Genomic DNA, 16,065 nt, shown 5'->3' on the forward strand with positions numbered 1-16,065 from the left:
CGGCCGTCAGGGCCAGTAGGCGTCGAAGTTCCGCGAGAACTCCCAGCCGTTGTAGCGGTCCCAGTTGATCGACCACGTCATGAGGCCGCGCAACGCGGGCCACCGCCCGTGCGTCTGGTACGACCCGCAGCCCGTGCCCTTCGTGAGGCAGTCCAGGGCCTGGTTGACCTGGGCGGGCGCGGTGTGGCCGTTGCCCGCCTGCGTGCTCGCCGGCAGGCCGATCGCGACCTGGTCCGGGCGCAGCGCGGGGAACACCTTGGTCGTGTCGCGCGCGACCGGGAAGCCGGTGAGCAGCATGTCCGTCATGGCGATGTGGAAGTCCGCGCCGCCCATGGTGTGGTACTGGTCGTCGAGCCCCATGATCGGGCCCGAGTTGTAGTCCTGGACGTGCAGGAGCGTCAGGTCGTCGCGCAGCGCGTGGATGACGGGCAGGTACGCGCCGCACCGCGGGTCCTGACCGCCCCACGGCCCGGAGCCGTAGAACTGGTAGCCGTTCTGGACGAAGAACGTCTCCGGTGCCATGGTCAGCACGAAGTCGTCGCCGTAGCGCGCCGCGAGCGTCTTGAGCGCGGAGATGAGGTTGACGATCACCGGCGTGGTCGGGTTGCGGAAGTCCGTGTCGCCCGTGTTCAGGTACAGCGAGTGGCCCTCGAAGTCGATGTCGACCCCGTCCAGCCCGTAGGTGTCGATGATCGAGCTCACCGACGCGACGAACGCGTCGCGCGCGGCGGTCGTCGTGAGCTGCACCTGACCGTTCTGCCCGCCGATCGACAGGAGCACCTTCTTGCCCGCCGCGCGCTTCGCGGCGACGGCGGCCTTGAACTCGGCGACCGACTCGACGTTCGGGCACTCGGTCTGCGGGCACAGGCTGAACCGGATGTCCCCGGACGTGACGCTCGTCGGCTCGCCGAACGCGAGGTTGATGACGTCCCACGAGTCGGGGACGTCCGCCATGCGGGTGTAGCCCGAGCCGTTGGCGAACGAGGCGTGCAGGTAGCCGACGAGCGCGTGCGACGGGAGGCCGCCGCCGGTGCCGCCGCCGTCGGCCGTCGTGACGGTGACGGCGGTGGAGCGGGCGGACTCGCCGGCGCTGTTGGTGGCGGTGACCTGGAAGGAGTAGGCGGTGGACGCGGCGAGCCCGGTGACGGTGGCGGACGGGGTCGTGGTGGTGGCGACCTTGGTGCCGTCGCGGTAGACGGCGTACCCGGTGGCGCCGGTCACCGCGCCCCAGGTGAGCGGGACGCTGCTGGCGGTGGGGGTGCCGGCGGCGAGGCCGGTCGGGGTGGCCGGCGGCTGCGTCGTGCCGCCGGCCGTGGTCACGGTGACGGCGGTGGAGCGGGCGGACTCGCCGGCGCCGTTGGTGGCGGTGACCTGGAAGGAGTAGGCGGTCGAGGCGGCGAGCCCGGTGACGGTGGTGGACGGGGTCGTGGTGGTGGCGACCTTCGTGCCGTCGCGGTAGACGGCGTAGCCGGTGGCGCCGGTCACCGCGCCCCAGGTGAGGGCGACGCTGCTGGCGGTGGGGGTGCCGGCGGTGAGCCCGGTGGGCGTGGCGGGCGGCTGCGTCGTGCCGCCGCCCGGGCCGACGAGGCTGACGTCGTCGACGACGTAGGCCGGCTGGCCGTACCAGCCGTGCAGGTAGATCGTCGCCGACGTGGCCGTCGCCGAGGTGGTGAACGTCAGGCTGAGGCGCTGCCAGGTCGAGGCGGACGGCGTCCACGTGGAGACGTCCTGCGCGGTCGCGCCGCTCGCCCCCAGGTAGACGTACGCGCCCTGGACCCACGCGCTGAGCGTGTACGTCGAGGAGGGCTGCACCGGGACGGACTGCGAGCAGCGCGCGTTGTCCGCGCCGGCGGGCGCGGCCCGCAGGGCACCGCTGCCGGTGCGGACCGGGCTCGCGGTCGCCTGTCCGGTCGAGCCGGAGCAGGTCCACCCCGACAGCCCCGACTCGAACCCGCCGTTGACGGCGAGCTCGGTGTCCGCTGCGGTGGCGGTGGTGGTCCCGGTGAGCAGCGTCCCGACGAGCGTCGCCGAGGCGACGAGCGCGAGGATCCTGCGCAGCCGTCGGCGTCGTGGGGTCGTGGGGTCCATGGTGGGTCTCGCTTTCGTCGTCGAGGAGCGGTCCCGCGCAAGGTCCTCCGGGCGCCCCGTGCTGGTCAATCCCCGTACGAGAGACCCCGTACGGCCCGTCCTCGTCGCCGCGACCAAACAGGGGATGTTAGGTTCTTTCGGTGAACCAGCCGATCGTCCCGCCCCGCAAGGTGTCCGAGCTCGTCGTCGAGCGGCTCAGCGAGCGCATCGCTCGCGGGGAGTGGCCGGTCGGCTCCCGGATCCCGCCGGAGCCCGAGCTCGTGGCCGAGCTCGGCGTGGGTCGGAACACGGTCCGCGAGGCCGTGCGGGCCCTCGAGCACGCCGGCGTCCTCGAGCCCCGGCGCGGCGACGGCACCTACGTCCGCGCGGCCGACGGCCTCGACGCCGCCCTGGCGCGCCGCGCGCGGACCACCGACGCCTTCCACGTGCTCGACGTGCGCGGCGTCCTCGAGCGCGGTGCTGCGCGGGCGGCGGCCGTCCGGCACGACGCGGGCGCGCTCGCCCGGCTCGACGCGGCGCTCGCGGCCCAGACCGCGGCCCGCGGTGCGGACGAGGACACGTTCCAGGCCGCCGACGTCGCGTTCCACGCCGAGGTCGTGCGCGCCGCCGGCAACCCGCTGCTCGCGGACCTCTACGACGGCCTCGACCACGCGCTCGTCCGGACGTACCCCTCGGGGGAGCAGCGCCTGCACCACCGCGACGTCCCCGGCCACGAGGAGGTGGTGGCCGCGATCCGGGCCGGCGACGCCGACGCGGCCGAGGACGCGGTGACCGCGACGATCGACGCCGTGCGTGCGCACCTGGTGGAGGCCGCCGCGGAGCGCGCCGGGGCGACGGAGGCCGACGCGTGAGCGGGCTGCGCCGACCGCTGGGGGTGGGGGCGGTCGTCGCGATCGTCCTGGCGTCGCTCAACCTGCGCCCCGCCGTCGTGTCGATCTCGCCGGTGCTCGGGGAGATCCGCGCCGACCTGGGGCTCAGCGCGACGGCAGCCGGCGTGCTCACGACGCTGCCCGTCCTGTGCTTCGGCCTCCTCGCGCCGCTCGCGCCCGTGCTCGCGCGGCGGTGGGGCCTCGAGCGCGCGCTCTTCGTGAGCCTCGTCGCGCTGTGCGTCGGCTTCGCGCTGCGGCTCGTCCCCGAGACGTGGGGCCTGTTCGCCGGGACCGTGGTCGCCGGGTGCGCGATCGGCCTCGGGAACGTCCTGCTCCCCGCGCTCATCAAGCGCGACTTCGCCGACCGCATCGGCCTCATGACGGGGCTGTACTCGATGGCGCTGTCGGGCGGCGCCGCGCTCGCCGCGGGGCTGACGATCCCGGTCGCGACCGCGGCCGGTCTCGACTGGCGCGGCGCGCTCGCGACGTGGGGCGTGCTCGCCGTCCTCGGCGTGCTCGTGTGGGTGCCGCGCGCGCTGCGGCCCGACCCGGCCGGCGCGACGGCGTTCGGCGCGGGCGCGGGGGCCGGGGTCGCGCGCTCCACGGTGTGGCGGAGCCCGCTCGCCTGGGCGGTCACGGTCGTCATGGGCATGCAGTCGCTGTCGTTCTACGCCGTCAACGCGTGGCTCCCGGAGATCATGGTCGCGCTCGGCCGGACGCCGGAGGCGGGCGGCTGGCTCCTCGCGCTGTGCAACCTCGCGGGCATCCTCGGGTCGTTCGTGACCCCGGTCCTCGCCGGGCGCATGCGCCGCCAGCGGGGCATCGGGATCGCGCTCGTCGTGCTCGTCGGGACGGGGCTGCTCGGGCTGGCCCTCGCCCCCGGCGCCGCGGCGCTCTGGGTCGTGCTGGTGGGCCTGGGCCAGGGCGGCGGCATCAGCCTCGCGCTCACGCTCATGGCCCTGCGGGCCCGCGATGCCGCCCACACGTCCGAGCTCTCCGGCATGGCGCAGAGCGCGGGCTACCTGCTCGCGGCGACCGGGCCGCTCGGCCTCGGGCTCGCGCACGACGCCACCGGCGCGTGGACGCTGCCGCTCCTCCTGCTCGTCGCGGCGGCCGCCGTCCAGGGCGTCGCCGTGTGGTTCGCGGGCCGGGACGCGCACGTGCACTGACCGGTCCCGGGCGCGCCGAACCCCGGGTCGCTCCCCACGGCGTGGTGACCGTGGGGAGCGACCCGGGGTTCGTCGTCGGGCTTGCGAGAGCTTCCGGGCTACTCGGCGGGCTGGGCGGTCGCCTCGGCGCCGCCCTGCTGCTCGACCGGACGGCCGCCGCGCGTGCGGCGACGGTTGCGGGACCGACGACGGCGCTCGCCGCCCTCGGACGGTGCGCCCGCGGCGTCGGTCTGCTCGCCCTCGGGACGACCGCCCGAGCGCTCGCCCTCCGCGCGCCGGCCGCCGGAGCGGCCCTGGCCGCCAGACCGTCCGCGGTCACCCTGCTCGCCCCGGCTGCGACCGCCGTCGGACCGGCCGCCCTGGCGTCCCCGCGACCCGCCGGCCGGGGTGTGCCGCTTGCCGGTCTCGCCGAGGTCCTCGATCTCCTCCGCGTCGAGCCCGGCGAGCGTGCGCCGGTCCTTGGGGAGGCGGCCCTTGGTGCCCTCGGGGATGTGCAGGTCGGTGTACAGGTGCGGCGAGCTCGAGTACGTCTCGACCGGCTCGGGGATGCCGAGGCCGAGCGCCTTGTCGATGAGCGACCAGCGCGGGATGTCGTCCCAGTCGACGAACGTGACGGCGGTGCCCTTGTTGCCCGCGCGGCCCGTGCGGCCCGTGCGGTGCAGGTACGTCTTCTCGTCCTCGGGGCACTGGTAGTTCACGACGTGCGTGACGTCCTCGACGTCGATGCCGCGCGCCGCGACGTCCGTCGCGACGAGCACGTCGATCTTGCCGTTGCGGAACGCGCGCAGCGCCTGCTCGCGCGCGCCCTGGCCGAGGTCGCCGTGGATCGAGCCGGCGGCGAAGCCGCGGTCGACGAGCTCGTCCGCGACCTTCGCCGCGGTGCGCTTGGTCCGCGCGAACACGATCGTGCGTCCGCGGCCCTCCGCCTGGAGGATGCGCGCGAGCATCTCGACCTTGTCCAGCGCGTGCGCGCGGTAGACGACCTGCTCGATGTTCTTGACCGTCTGGCCGCCGTCGTCGGGGTCGTTCGCGCGGATGTGCGTCGGCTGCTTCATGTAGCGGCGCGCCATCGACACGACGGCGCCCGGCATGGTCGCCGAGAACAGCATCGTGTGGCGCTGCGCGGGCGTGCGGGCCAGGATCTTCTCGACGTCCGGGAGGAAGCCCAGGTCGAGCATCTCGTCCGCCTCGTCGAGGACCACGATCGCGGCCCGCGTGAGGTTGAGGTGGCCCTGGTTCATCAGGTCGATCATGCGGCCCGGGGTGCCGACGACGACCTCGACGCCGCGCTGCAGCGCCTCGACCTGCGGCTCGTAGGCGCGGCCGCCGTAGAGCTGGACGATGCGCACGGAGCGCCGCTTCGAGGCGGTGCCGAGGTCGTTCGCGACCTGGACCGCGAGCTCGCGCGTCGGGACGACGACGAGCGCCTGCGGCTTGCCGGGCGAGGGCAGCTCGTCGAACCCGGGCTCGCCCGGCGCGACGACGCGGTGCAGCAGCGGCACGCCGAAGCCGAACGTCTTGCCGGTGCCGGTCTTGGCCTGGCCGATGATGTCGTGGCCCGACATCGCGACCGGGAGCGTCATCGCCTGGATGGGGAAGGGCTGGACGATGCCCGCGTCGGAGAGCGCGTCGACGATCTCCTGGCGCACGCCGAAGTCGGCGAAGGTGGTGTTGTCCGCGTGGACGCTGGCGGCGACGGTGGTCGCGTCCGCGCTCACGTCAGGGGTGGCGTCTGTGGTGGTCACTGGTGCCTCTGTCTCGTTCGGGCACGCGCGACCGTCGGCGGGCCCGGCGGGGCCCGGTCCCGGGAGGCTCCCGGTCGCGGTCGTACGCACCTCGTGGCCGGCAGCCGATCGTGGGATGTCGTGGCCAGGACCGCGCTGCGGACCGTGCCGTGCCGTCGTCGTTCCGCGTGACGAGCGTGAGGTCTGGACGACCGGGCAACCGATGTACGTCGGCCATGATATCGGAGAACTATCCTGTCCCGATGAGCGACGCCGAGCACGCGAGCCCCCTGACCCTGCCCACGGCGGACCACGCGGACGCGGTGGAGCTGCTCGGGCTCGTCGCGTACACCGAGCTCGCGAGCTTCGGACGCCTCGCGGGCGATGCCGCGCACGCGCCCACGCTGCGCCAGCGTCGGGCCCTGTCCCGGCTCGCGGCGGCGATGCTCGACCGGCAGGAGCGCGTCCTCGTGCGCGTCGACGAGCTCGGCGGCGACCCCGCCGACTGCATGACGGCGTTCGACGGCCTCTTCGACGACTTCGACGCCCGCACCCGTCCGAGCACCTGGTGGGAGGGGATCCTCAAGGGGTACGTCGGCCAGGGCGTCGCGGACGACTTCTGCCTGCTCGCGGCCCAGGGCCTCGACGAGCGCTCGCGCGACGTCGTCGTGGAGGCGCTCACGCAGGACACGCCCTCGCAGCGCTACGCCCCCGTCATCGCGGACGCCGCCGCCGCGGACCCGGTGCTCGCGTCCCGCCTCGCGCTGTGGGGCCGGCGCCTCGTCGGCGAGGCGCTGGGCGTCGTGGGCGTCGTCCTGTCCGAGCGGCCCGCTCTCGCCCGGCTCGTCGCGGCGGGCGTGGACGCGACGGCCGACGCCGGGTCGGGCGGCCCGGCGCCCGCGACGCAGTCGTGGGTGTTCTCGCGCCTGACGGCGGAGCACTCCCGGCGCATGGACCGCCTGGGTCTGGCGGCATGACGAAGCCGCCGCCGCGCCCGAGGCGCGACGGCGGCACGTGACGGTCAGGTCGTGGCGGTCAGAGAGAGCCGAAACCGACCTTGCGCTGCTCCTCGGTGCCGATCTCGACGTAGCCGAGCGACGCCGTCGGGACGATCACGCGACGACCGCGCGAGTCGGTGAGCTCGAGGGCGGGGGCGCCGCCGAGGGCGTCCGCGACGGCGGTCGCCACGGCGTCGGCGGACAGGTCCGTGTCGACGACGAGCTCACGGGCCAGGTTCTGCACACCGATCGTGACTTCCACGCACATCTCCTCACAGCGGCTGCGCCAGGCGCAGCGACGACGGGTCTCGGGCCGCCCGTGGGCGTCCCACCGGCGACAACGCGTTCGATAGTAGTCAGATTCCCGCGATCGACCCGTCGAGCGCCGCGTCGGGGTCCGGGCCCGGCGCCGGGGCGACGTCGGGCGACGTCGTCCCCGCGGCGTCCGGCGAACCCGCCCGTGAGCGGCGCAGCATCCCGTGCACCCCGCGCCAGACGAGGCGCGGGACGAGCCGGGTGACGTCGTCGGCGGACGCGGTCCCGTCCGGCCGCACGGCCTCGGTCGCCGCCGCCCGACCCACGGCCGTGCACGTCCGCGAGACGACGAGCGCCTCGTCCGCGTCGAGGTCGGTGATCCGGACGAGCACGTCGGCGAACGCCCCCGCGATGCGGGCATCGGGGGCGAGCACGCGCGCCCGCACCACCGGGTCGCGCATGACGTCGGACTCGAAGAGCAGGGCCGCGGACCTGCCCGCGGTGCGCGCGTAGGCGACGTACGCCCGGACGATGCCCTCGATGACGGCGAGCCCGTCGACCGCGAGCGCGTCGAGGTCGCTCGCCGAGATCCCCGGGGCCGGCTCGCGGAACGGGTCGAGCGTCTCGTGGACGGAGCGGACGAGGCGGTCCCCCTGGTCGTCGATGAGCGCGAGGTAGAGGTCGAGCTTCGAGGGGAAGTGTCGGTACAGCACGGGCTTGCCGACCCCGGCGCGGTCCGCGATGTCGTCCATCGAGATGTGGTGGTAGCCGTGGGAGGCGAAGAGCTCCTCGGCGATCGTCAGGAGCTGCGTGCGCCGCTCGTCCCGGGGCATCCGGGTGCGCGCGGGGACGGACGGCCCGGCCGTGCCGCGCGTGCGTCCCTCGCTGGCTCCGGTCATGGGGGGAGGATACGGAAACGGGGGCCGGTGTCGACCGGGCGTCGCGAGGAGTGGGACGATGGGCGGGTGCCCGACAGACATACCCCCTCGAACCGCCCGTCGACGCCGCGCGTGAAGCGCTCCTCGCGGGGCCTGCGGCACGGCGCGGCGGTCGCCGCCTGCCTCGTCGTCGGCTTCGGCGGCGGTGCCGCCACGGCGGAGGTGTGGGACGTCCCGGGCGCTCCGGCACCGGTCTCGGCGGACCGCGAGGACCCGCCCGCGCCCGTCCGTGACGAGCCCGACGCGGCGAGCCGGTCGGGCGTGGAGCGCGCGGACGACGTCGTGCGGGCCCCGGAGCTGCGCGAGCTCGTCGCGCCGCGCCCGGACGTGGTCGCGCCGCTCGCCCCCGCGGACGCGCCGACGGCTCCGGCCGCGGACCCCGTGCCGGACCCCGCGCCCACGACCCTCGAGGCGCCGGTCGCCGACCCCGGCTCGGGCCTCGTGGGCGACGTCGTCGTCGCTCCGGACCTCGGCGGTGCGCTCGACGTCGTCCCCGGGGAGGCGCCCGCACCCGGCACGGGCGTCGTGCGGTCCGTGCGGGTCGAGGTCGAGCAGGGTCTGCCCGTGGACGGCGAGGTCCTCGCGACGGCCGTGCTCGCGACGCTCAACGACCCGCGCGGGTGGTCGGGCCCCGACGGGGTGACGTTCTCCCGCACGGCGGCCGACGACGCGTCGATCCGCGTCGTGCTCGCCAGCCCCGCGACCACCGACCGGATGTGCGCCCCCCTCGCGACCGAGGGGAAGTACTCGTGCGGCAACTCCGTGTCCGGCGTCGCGGTGCTCAACTTCGAGCGCTGGGTGCTCGGCGCCCCCGACTTCGGGGACGACCTCGCGACGTACCGCCAGTACCTGGTGAACCACGAGGTGGGTCATGTGCTCGGGCACGGCCACGAGGACTGCCCGGCCCCGGGCGCGGTCGCGCCGGTGATGGTGCAGCAGTCGATCTCTGCCCAGGGCTGCCTGACCAACGGGTGGCCCGTGCCGTAGTCGCGCCGCGCCGTCGGCGACGCCGGCGGTGTGGGTGGCGCGTGATGGGATCGGGTCCGTGCCCCGGACGACCGCCCCTCGCCTCGTCGCGCGGCCTCGCGACCACGAGGCCGACGTCACGCTCGACGACTCCCAGCGCGCGGCGCTCGCCGCCGCGTCCCGTCCCGGCGTGACGCTCGTCGTCGGGGCGCCGGGCACGGGGAAGACGCTCGTCGCGCAGGAGGTCGTGCTCGCGGCGCTCGCCGACGGCCTCGCCCCCGAGCGCGTCCTGCTCCTCGCCGCGTCGCGTCGGGCGGCGGCGGCGCTCCGAGACCGCCTGTCGGCCCGCGCGCGGCGCACCGTCGGGGCGCCGATGGTGCGCACCGCGGCCTCCGCGGCCTTCGCGGTGCTGCGCGAGCGCGCGGCCGCGCTCGGGGAGCCCGTCCCGACGCTCATCTCCGGCCCCGAGCAGGACCTCGTGCTCTCCGAGCTGCTGGAGGGCCACCTGGGGGGCGACCTCGCGCACCTGGGCTCGCCCCTGGTCCTGCCGCCCGGACTGCCCGAGGAGGCGCTCGGGCTCCGGGGCCTGCGCCAGGAGCTCCGCGACCTCCTCATGCGCGCGGCCGAGCGCGGCCTGACGCCCGCCGACCTCGCCGCGCTCGGCGACCGCTACGAGCGGCCGGAGTGGTCGCTGGGCGCCCAGCTCTTCGCGGAGTACCTCGACGTGACCGCGCTGCGCTCGGGGACCCCGGACGCGGGCGCCCGGTTCGACCCGGCGATCGTGGTCGACGAGGCGGCCGAGGCGCTGCTCGCGTGGGACGACGAGGTGCACGACGCCGCGCGCCCGCGGTGGGACCTCGTCGTCGTCGACGACTACCAGGAGGCGACGGTCGCGACCGCGCGGCTGCTGCACGTGCTGCACGACGACGGCGCCCGGCTCGTGCTGCTCGGCGACCCCGACGCCGCGGTGCAGACCTTCCGCGGCGCGAGCCCGGGCCTCGTCGGCCGCGCCTCGGCGCCCGCCCGCCGGGACGGTGCCCGGCGCGGCGAGCTCGGGGCGCGCGTCGCCGTGCTCGGCACGGCGTGGCGGCAGGACCCCGCGCTGCGCGCCGTGACGCGCCGGGTCGCGGCGCAGGTCGGCACCGTCGCCGGCGCGGTGCACCGCGGTGCCGCCTCCCGGGGGGCCCCGGTCGGCGCGGGCGACGCGGCCGGTTCGCCGGGCGCGTCGTCGGGGACCGGCGGAGGCGGCGAGCCCGGGGCCGCCGTGCCCGTCCAGGTCGCCGTGCTCTCGGCCGTCGCGCAGGAGTCCGCGTTCGTGGCGCGCGAGCTGCGGGCCGAGCACCTGCTGCACGGCACCCCGTGGCACCGGATGGCCGTGATCGCGCGGACCGGGACCCGCCTCGCTGCGCTGCGCCGCGAGCTCGTCGCCGCCTCGGTGCCGGTCACGCTGCTCGGCTCCGACGTCCCGCTGCGCGACGAGCCGGCGGTCGCGCCGCTGCTCGCCGCGGTCCGTGCGTGCGTCGCCGACCCGGAGGACGCCGGCGCGCTGGACCCGTTCACCGCGGCGGCCCTGCTCACGTCGCCCGTCGGCGCGCTGGACGTCGTCGCGCTGCGCCGGCTGCGGCGCGCGCTGCGGGCCGAGGAGCTCGAGGGCGGGGGCGGGCGCTCGTCGGACGCGCTGCTCGTCGAGCTGCTGCAGGACCCGGCGCGCGCGGCGACGCTGCCCCCGACCGTGCGCCGGGGCCCGGTCGCCGTCGCGCGGGCGCTCGCGGCGGGGCGGGCTGCGGCGGCCGAGCCCGGCGCGACGGCGCAGACCGTGCTGTGGGCGGTGTGGGCGGCGACCGGGCTCGCGGAGCGGTGGCGCTCGGCGGCGCTCGACGGCGGCCCGGCCGGGGCGCGTGCGGACCGTGACCTCGACGCGGTGCTCGCCCTGTTCCGCGCGGCGGAGACGTTCGTCGACCGCATGCCCGGTGCGCCGGCCGAGGCGTTCGTCGAGTACCTCGCGTCGCAGGACCTGCCGGCCGACTCGCTCGCGGCGAGCGCGAGCGGCGCCGACGCCGTGGCGGCGCTGACGCCCGCGGGTGCCGCCGGGCGCGAGTGGGACGTCGTCGTGGTCGCGGGCGTGCAGGACGGCGTCTGGCCCGACCTCCGCCTGCGCGACTCGCTGCTCGGGTCGCAGGCGCTCGTCGAGCTCCTCGCGGGCCGCGCGCACGACGCGCACGGCGTGGGGTCGCAGGCGCGGGCGCAGGTTCTCGCGGACGAGCTGCGCGCGTTCGTCGTCGCGACGTCGCGCGCGACCCGGCGGCTCGTGGTGACGGCGGTCCAGGACGCCGAGGAGGCGCCCTCCGTGTTCTGCGACCTGGTCGTCCCGCCCGCCGGGGCCGACGGTCCGGACGAGGGCCCGGACGGCGGCGCGCCGGACGACGGGTCGCCGGGTCCGGCCGCGGCGGGCGGGACCCCCTCCGGCCCCGGCGCCGACCCGGAGGCGCGGCGGCACGTGCGCGTCGGCGCCCCGCTCGACCTGCGCGGGCTCGTGGCCGCGGCCCGCGGCGTCCTCGTCGAGGCCGCCGCGGGCGCGGCGCGGGTGTCCCCGGCAGCCGCGGAGCAGGGACCGGGTCGCGTGCCCGACGACTCCCGCGGTGGCGCCGACCTCCACGGCGGGCGCGTCCCCGAGGGGGGCCCCGACGGCGTCCCGGACGCGCGTGCGGTCGCGGCGGCCACGCTCCTGGCCGACCTGGGCGAGCTCGGGGTCGCGGAGGCGCGACCCGAGACCTGGTACGGGGTCGCCGGCGTGTCGAGCGCCGCGCCGCTGCGTGGCGCGCAGGAGATCGTCACCGTGTCGCCGTCGAAGGTCGAGACCGTCTCGACCTGCCCGCTGCGGTGGTCGCTCGAGGCCGCGGGCGGCACCGCGCCGGACGCGACGCACCAGAGCCTCGGCACGCTCGTGCACTCGATCGCGGAGACCCACCCGTCGGGGTCGCTCGCCGAGCTGCGCGCCGAGCTCGACCGCCGCTGGGCCGAGCTCGCGCTGCCCGGGGGCTGGCCGACGCGCCAGCTCCGCCGTCGTGCGGAGCGCATGATCGAGAAGCTCGCGGCCTACGTGGCGCAGGCGGGCGAGCCGCTCCTCGTCGAGCCGACGTTCGACGTCACCGTCGGTCGCGCGCGCCTGCGCGGGACGATCGACCGGGTCGAGGACGCGGGCGAGGGCACGGTCCGCGTCGTCGACCTCAAGACCGGACGGCGCACCGCGACCAAGGCCGAGGGCGCCGAGCACCCGCAGCTCGGCGCGTACCAGCTCGCGGTCGAGGCGGGCGCCCTCGACGTGCCCGAGGGGACGCGGAGCGCGGGGGCGCAGCTCGTCTACGTGGGCAGCACGCACGTCGGCCCCGCCGTCGTCCCGCAGCCCGCGCTCGACCCGGCAGCCGACGGCTCGAGCTGGGCGCGCGACCTCGTCGAGGAGGCTGCCGGCACGATGTCGGCGGCGACGTTCACGGCCCGCCAGAACGGGCTGTGCGAGATGTGCCCGGTGCGGCGTGCGTGCCCGGTGCAGCCCGAGGGCAGGAGGGTCGTGGCGTGAGCAGCGAGCTGTTCGAGCTCCCGGAACCCGAGGCGACGCGACCGCCGGTCCGGCTGGTCGCGGCCGACGGGGTCGCGGTCGAGGCGACGGCGCCCGGGGGTGGCGCCGACGAGCCGCCCCGCCCGACGCTGTCCGCGACCCGCATCGCGGACCTGCTGGGCCGGCCCCGGCCGACGCCGGAGCAGGTCGAGGTGATCGAGGCGCCGCTCGAGCCGACGCTCGTCGTCGCCGGGGCGGGCTCGGGCAAGACGGAGACGATGGCGGCGCGCGTCGTCTGGCTCATCGCGAACGAGCTCGTCGCGCCCGACGCGGTGCTCGGCCTGACCTTCACGCGCAAGGCGGCAGGCGAGCTGTCCGAGCGCGTCCAGGTGCGGCTCGCACAGCTCGCGCGCGCCCGCGGCGGCGCGTCGTCCGCCCTGTCGCTGCTCGACCGCCCGACGGTCGCGACGTACAACGCGTACGCCGCGTCGCTCGTCGGGGACCACGGCCTGCGCGTCGGCGTCGAGCCCGGCGCGCGGCTGCTGGGCGAGGCGCAGCAGTGGCAGCTCGCGTCCGAGGTCGTGGAGGGCTGGGACGACGACCTCGGCACGGACCGCGCGCTGAGCACCGTCGTCGCGGCGGTGCTCGGGCTGTCGGGCGCGCTCGGCGAGCACCTCCTCGAGCCCGCCGACGCGCGCGACCGCCTGGCCGCCATCGTCGAGCAGCTCGACGCGCTCCCGCTCGGACCGCGGCAGAAGGCCCGGACCAAGGAGGTCGAGAAGCTCGTCGGCGACGTCGCCGAGCGCGTCCGGCTGCTCGACGTCGTCGCGGAGTACCGGCGCCGCAAGCGCGCCACGGACTCCCTCGACTTCGGCGACCAGGTGGCGCTCGCCGCCCGGCTCGCGCGCGAGGTCCCGGTCGTGGGGGAGACGGAGCGCGCCCGGTTCCGCGTCGTCCTGCTCGACGAGTACCAGGACACGTCGCACGCGCAGGTCGAGCTCCTCGCGGGGCTGTTCGGCGGCGGGCACCCCGTGACCGCGGTCGGCGACCCGCACCAGTCGATCTACGGGTGGCGCGGCGCGAGCGCGGGCGGCCTCGCGCGGTTCCCCGAGCGGTTCCCGCGGTCGACGGGCGACCGGTCGGCCGTGCGCTTCCTGTCGACGTCGTGGCGCAACGACGCCGCGGTGCTGGCCGCGGCCAACGTCACCGCGGGCCCGCTGCGGGGGGCGACGGGGGCGGGTGGCGGCGACCGGGTCGAGGTCCCCGCGCTCGCGCTGCGCCCGGGCGCCGGACCGGGCACGGTGTCCGCGCACGTCGCGGCCACCGCCGAGGAGGAGGCCGCGGCCGTCGCGGAGCTCGTCGCCGCGCGCTGGCGGCCGGCGAGCGCCCCGGGCGGGCGCGTCACGGCCGCGGTCCTGTGCCGCAAGCGCAGCCAGTTCGCCGCGGTCGAGGTGGCGCTGCGGCGCCGCGGCCTGCCGGTGGAGGTCGTGGGGCTCGGCGGGCTCCTGACGACGCCGGAGGTCGTCGACGTCGTCGCGCTCCTCGAAGCGGTGCACGACCCCTCGCGCGGCGACGCGCTCGTCCGTCTCCTCACGGGTCCCCGGCTCAACCTCGGGGCGGCGGACCTGCACGCCCTGGGGAGCCGCGCGGCGGACCTCGCGCGGCACGAGGGCGCGCTCGGGTCGCGCCGTCGCGCAGCGGCGCCGGCCGACGGCGACGGCGCCGAGCTCGTGGTCGTGGAGGGCGACGTGGCCGACCACCGCTCGATCGTCGACGCCCTCGACGACCTTCCCGAGCCGGGCGAGCCCGCCGCCGACGGCCGCACGCTCACGCCGCAGGGCCACGCCCGCCTGTCGGCGCTCGCCCGCACCCTGCGCGCGCTGCGCGGGCTCACGTACCTGTCGCTCCCGGAGCTCGTCGTCGAGGCGGAGCGCGCGCTCGGTCTCGACGTCGAGGCCGTCACGACCGAGGCGCTGCTCGCGTCGCGCCGGCTCGTGGACCCGGAGGCCGTGAGCGACCGCGCGCGCGAGCACCTCGACGCGTTCCGCGACGTGGCCGCGACGTTCACCCAGACGGCGGACGTCGTGACGCTGGGCGCGTTCCTCGCGTGGCTCGGGGTCGCGTCGACGCGCGAGAACGGGCTGGACCTGCCCGTGCGCGAGCCCGACCCGGACGCCGTGCAGGTCATCACCGCGCACGCCGCGAAGGGGCTCGAGTGGGACGTCGTCGTCGTCCCGGGGCTCGTCGACGGCGTGTTCCCGACGACGGCGCAGTCGTCCTCGGGAGTGCGCGCGGACAGCGGCTGGCTGACCGACGTGAGCCAGCTCCCGTACCCGCTGCGCGGCGACGCCGCCGACCTGCCGGAGTTCCGCTACGACCTCGCGTCCGACACCAAGGAGCTCGTGGCGCGGCGCGACGAGTTCCGGGCGGCGTGCGGCGAGCACCAGCTCGCGGAGGAGCGTCGGCTCGCGTACGTCGCGTTCACCCGGGCGCGCCGGGAGCTGTACCTCACGGCCTCGTGGTGGCAGACGGGCTCCCGCCCGCGCGTGCTCTCGCCGTTCCTCCTCGAGCTCGTGGAGTCCGGGGTCGTGGCGGCGGACGGCTGGTCGGCCCCGCCCGGGCCCGACGACACCAACCCGCTGGAGGACGTCGAGGTCACGGGGGAGTGGCCCGCACCGGACGACGCCCCCGACGGGTCGGCCCGCGCCGTCCTGCGCGACACCGCGGCGGCGGTCGAGCGTGCCGCCCTCGCCCGCGCGGACGGGAGCGGCCCCGCGGGGCTCACGGCGCCCACGGGCGTGCTCGTCGACGCCGAGGGACGCGACCTCGTCGCGCTCGCCCAGGTCCTGCTCGCGGAGCGGGCCGAGCGCTCGGGCCGGGAGGTCGAGCTGCCCGCGCACGTCTCGGCGTCGAGCCTCGTGCGTCTCGCGGCCGACCGCGACGAGTACGCGCTGCACCTGCGGCGCCCGGTCCCGGTCGAGCCCACGGTGCACGCGCGTCGCGGCACGCGGTTCCACCTGTGGGCCGAGCGCTACTTCACGACGTCGTCGCTCCTGGACGTCGAGGACCTCCCCGGCGCGGACGACGACGACCTCGACCCGGACGCGGACCTCGAGACCCTGCAGCGGACGTTCCTCGCGTCCGAGTGGGCCACCAGGACCCCCGTCGCGGTCGAGGTCGACGTCGAGACCCCGGTCGGCGGCACGGTCCTGCGCTCGCGCATCGACGCGGTGTTCCCCGAGCGGCCCGAGCACGCCGGCGGGGCGCGGGACGCCGTCGTGGTCGTCGACTGGAAGACGGGACGGGCGCCGGCGGACCCCGCGGCGCGCAGCGTGCGCGAGGTGCAGCTCGCGGTCTACCGGCTCGCGTGGTCGCGGTGGACGGGGATCCCGCTCGACAAGGTGAACGCCGCGTTCTACTACGTCGCGTCCGACGAGACCGTGCGCCCACGCCGGCTCCTGGGCGAGGCGGAGATCGAGGCGCTGCTGGCGGGCTGAGCGGC

At 76.8% G+C, this 16,065-nt stretch carries 10 protein-coding genes; 6 read left to right on the forward strand and 4 right to left on the reverse strand.

Annotation, left to right across the window (positions count from 1 at the left end; genetic code table 11):
• Window positions 1–6: 6 nt before the first annotated feature.
• Window positions 7–2,088 carry a fibronectin type III domain-containing protein gene (locus NHH00_RS05890; protein ID WP_253050931.1) on the reverse strand — a complete coding sequence of 694 codons (2,082 nt, stop codon included), beginning with the start codon at window positions 2,086–2,088 and terminating at the stop codon, window positions 7–9.
• A gap of 140 nt (window positions 2,089–2,228) precedes the next feature.
• On the opposite strand from NHH00_RS05890, the gene NHH00_RS20985 reads away from it, so the two are divergent.
• Entirely contained in the window at window positions 2,229–2,939 is a 711-nt protein-coding gene (locus NHH00_RS20985; RefSeq protein ID WP_253050932.1) for a FadR/GntR family transcriptional regulator, read from the forward strand.
• Window positions 2,936–4,126, forward strand: a complete 1,191-nt coding sequence (locus NHH00_RS05900) for a CynX/NimT family MFS transporter (RefSeq protein WP_253050933.1) — start codon at window positions 2,936–2,938, stop codon at window positions 4,124–4,126. The genes NHH00_RS20985 and NHH00_RS05900 overlap by 4 nt, the downstream gene beginning before the upstream one ends.
• A gap of 98 nt (window positions 4,127–4,224) precedes the next feature.
• Here NHH00_RS05900 and NHH00_RS05905 read toward each other — a convergent pair whose 3' ends face one another.
• Window positions 4,225–5,871: a DEAD/DEAH box helicase gene (locus tag NHH00_RS05905; protein WP_253050934.1), complete on the reverse strand. Its 1,647-nt coding sequence runs from the start codon at window positions 5,869–5,871 to the stop codon at window positions 4,225–4,227.
• Window positions 5,872–6,113: 242 nt separating this feature from the next.
• Between NHH00_RS05905 and NHH00_RS05910 the strand changes: the two genes are divergently transcribed.
• Entirely contained in the window at window positions 6,114–6,827 is a 714-nt protein-coding gene (locus tag NHH00_RS05910) for a ferritin-like fold-containing protein (protein WP_253050935.1), read from the forward strand.
• Window positions 6,828–6,885: 58 nt separating this feature from the next.
• Here NHH00_RS05910 and NHH00_RS05915 read toward each other — a convergent pair whose 3' ends face one another.
• Both NHH00_RS05915 and NHH00_RS05920 read right to left on the reverse strand, forming a co-directional pair.
• Entirely contained in the window at window positions 6,886–7,110 is a 225-nt protein-coding gene (locus tag NHH00_RS05915) for a DUF3107 domain-containing protein (protein WP_205205335.1), read from the reverse strand.
• 94 nt (window positions 7,111–7,204) lie between these two features.
• Window positions 7,205–8,002 carry a TetR/AcrR family transcriptional regulator gene (locus tag NHH00_RS05920; RefSeq protein WP_253050936.1) on the reverse strand — a complete coding sequence of 266 codons (798 nt, stop codon included), beginning with the start codon at window positions 8,000–8,002 and terminating at the stop codon, window positions 7,205–7,207.
• Between the two features lie 66 nt (window positions 8,003–8,068).
• Between NHH00_RS05920 and NHH00_RS05925 the strand changes: the two genes are divergently transcribed.
• The 3 genes from NHH00_RS05925 to NHH00_RS05935 all read left to right on the forward strand — a co-directional run bounded on the left by NHH00_RS05925 (window position 8,069) and on the right by NHH00_RS05935 (window position 16,060).
• Window positions 8,069–9,028, forward strand: coding sequence for a DUF3152 domain-containing protein (locus NHH00_RS05925; RefSeq protein ID WP_253050937.1), 960 nt, complete (start codon window positions 8,069–8,071; stop codon window positions 9,026–9,028).
• A gap of 58 nt (window positions 9,029–9,086) precedes the next feature.
• Window positions 9,087–12,584 carry an ATP-dependent helicase gene (locus NHH00_RS05930; RefSeq protein ID WP_253050938.1) on the forward strand — a complete coding sequence of 1,166 codons (3,498 nt, stop codon included), beginning with the start codon at window positions 9,087–9,089 and terminating at the stop codon, window positions 12,582–12,584.
• Between the two features lie 128 nt (window positions 12,585–12,712).
• Complete coding sequence (locus NHH00_RS05935; RefSeq protein WP_253051432.1) at window positions 12,713–16,060, forward strand: ATP-dependent DNA helicase; 3,348 nt, start codon at window positions 12,713–12,715, stop codon at window positions 16,058–16,060.
• Window positions 16,061–16,065 lie beyond the last annotated feature (5 nt).

It is taken from the genome of Cellulosimicrobium cellulans (genome assembly GCF_024124905.1).
Classification (GTDB): Bacteria; Actinomycetota; Actinomycetes; order Actinomycetales; family Cellulomonadaceae; genus Cellulosimicrobium; species Cellulosimicrobium cellulans_G.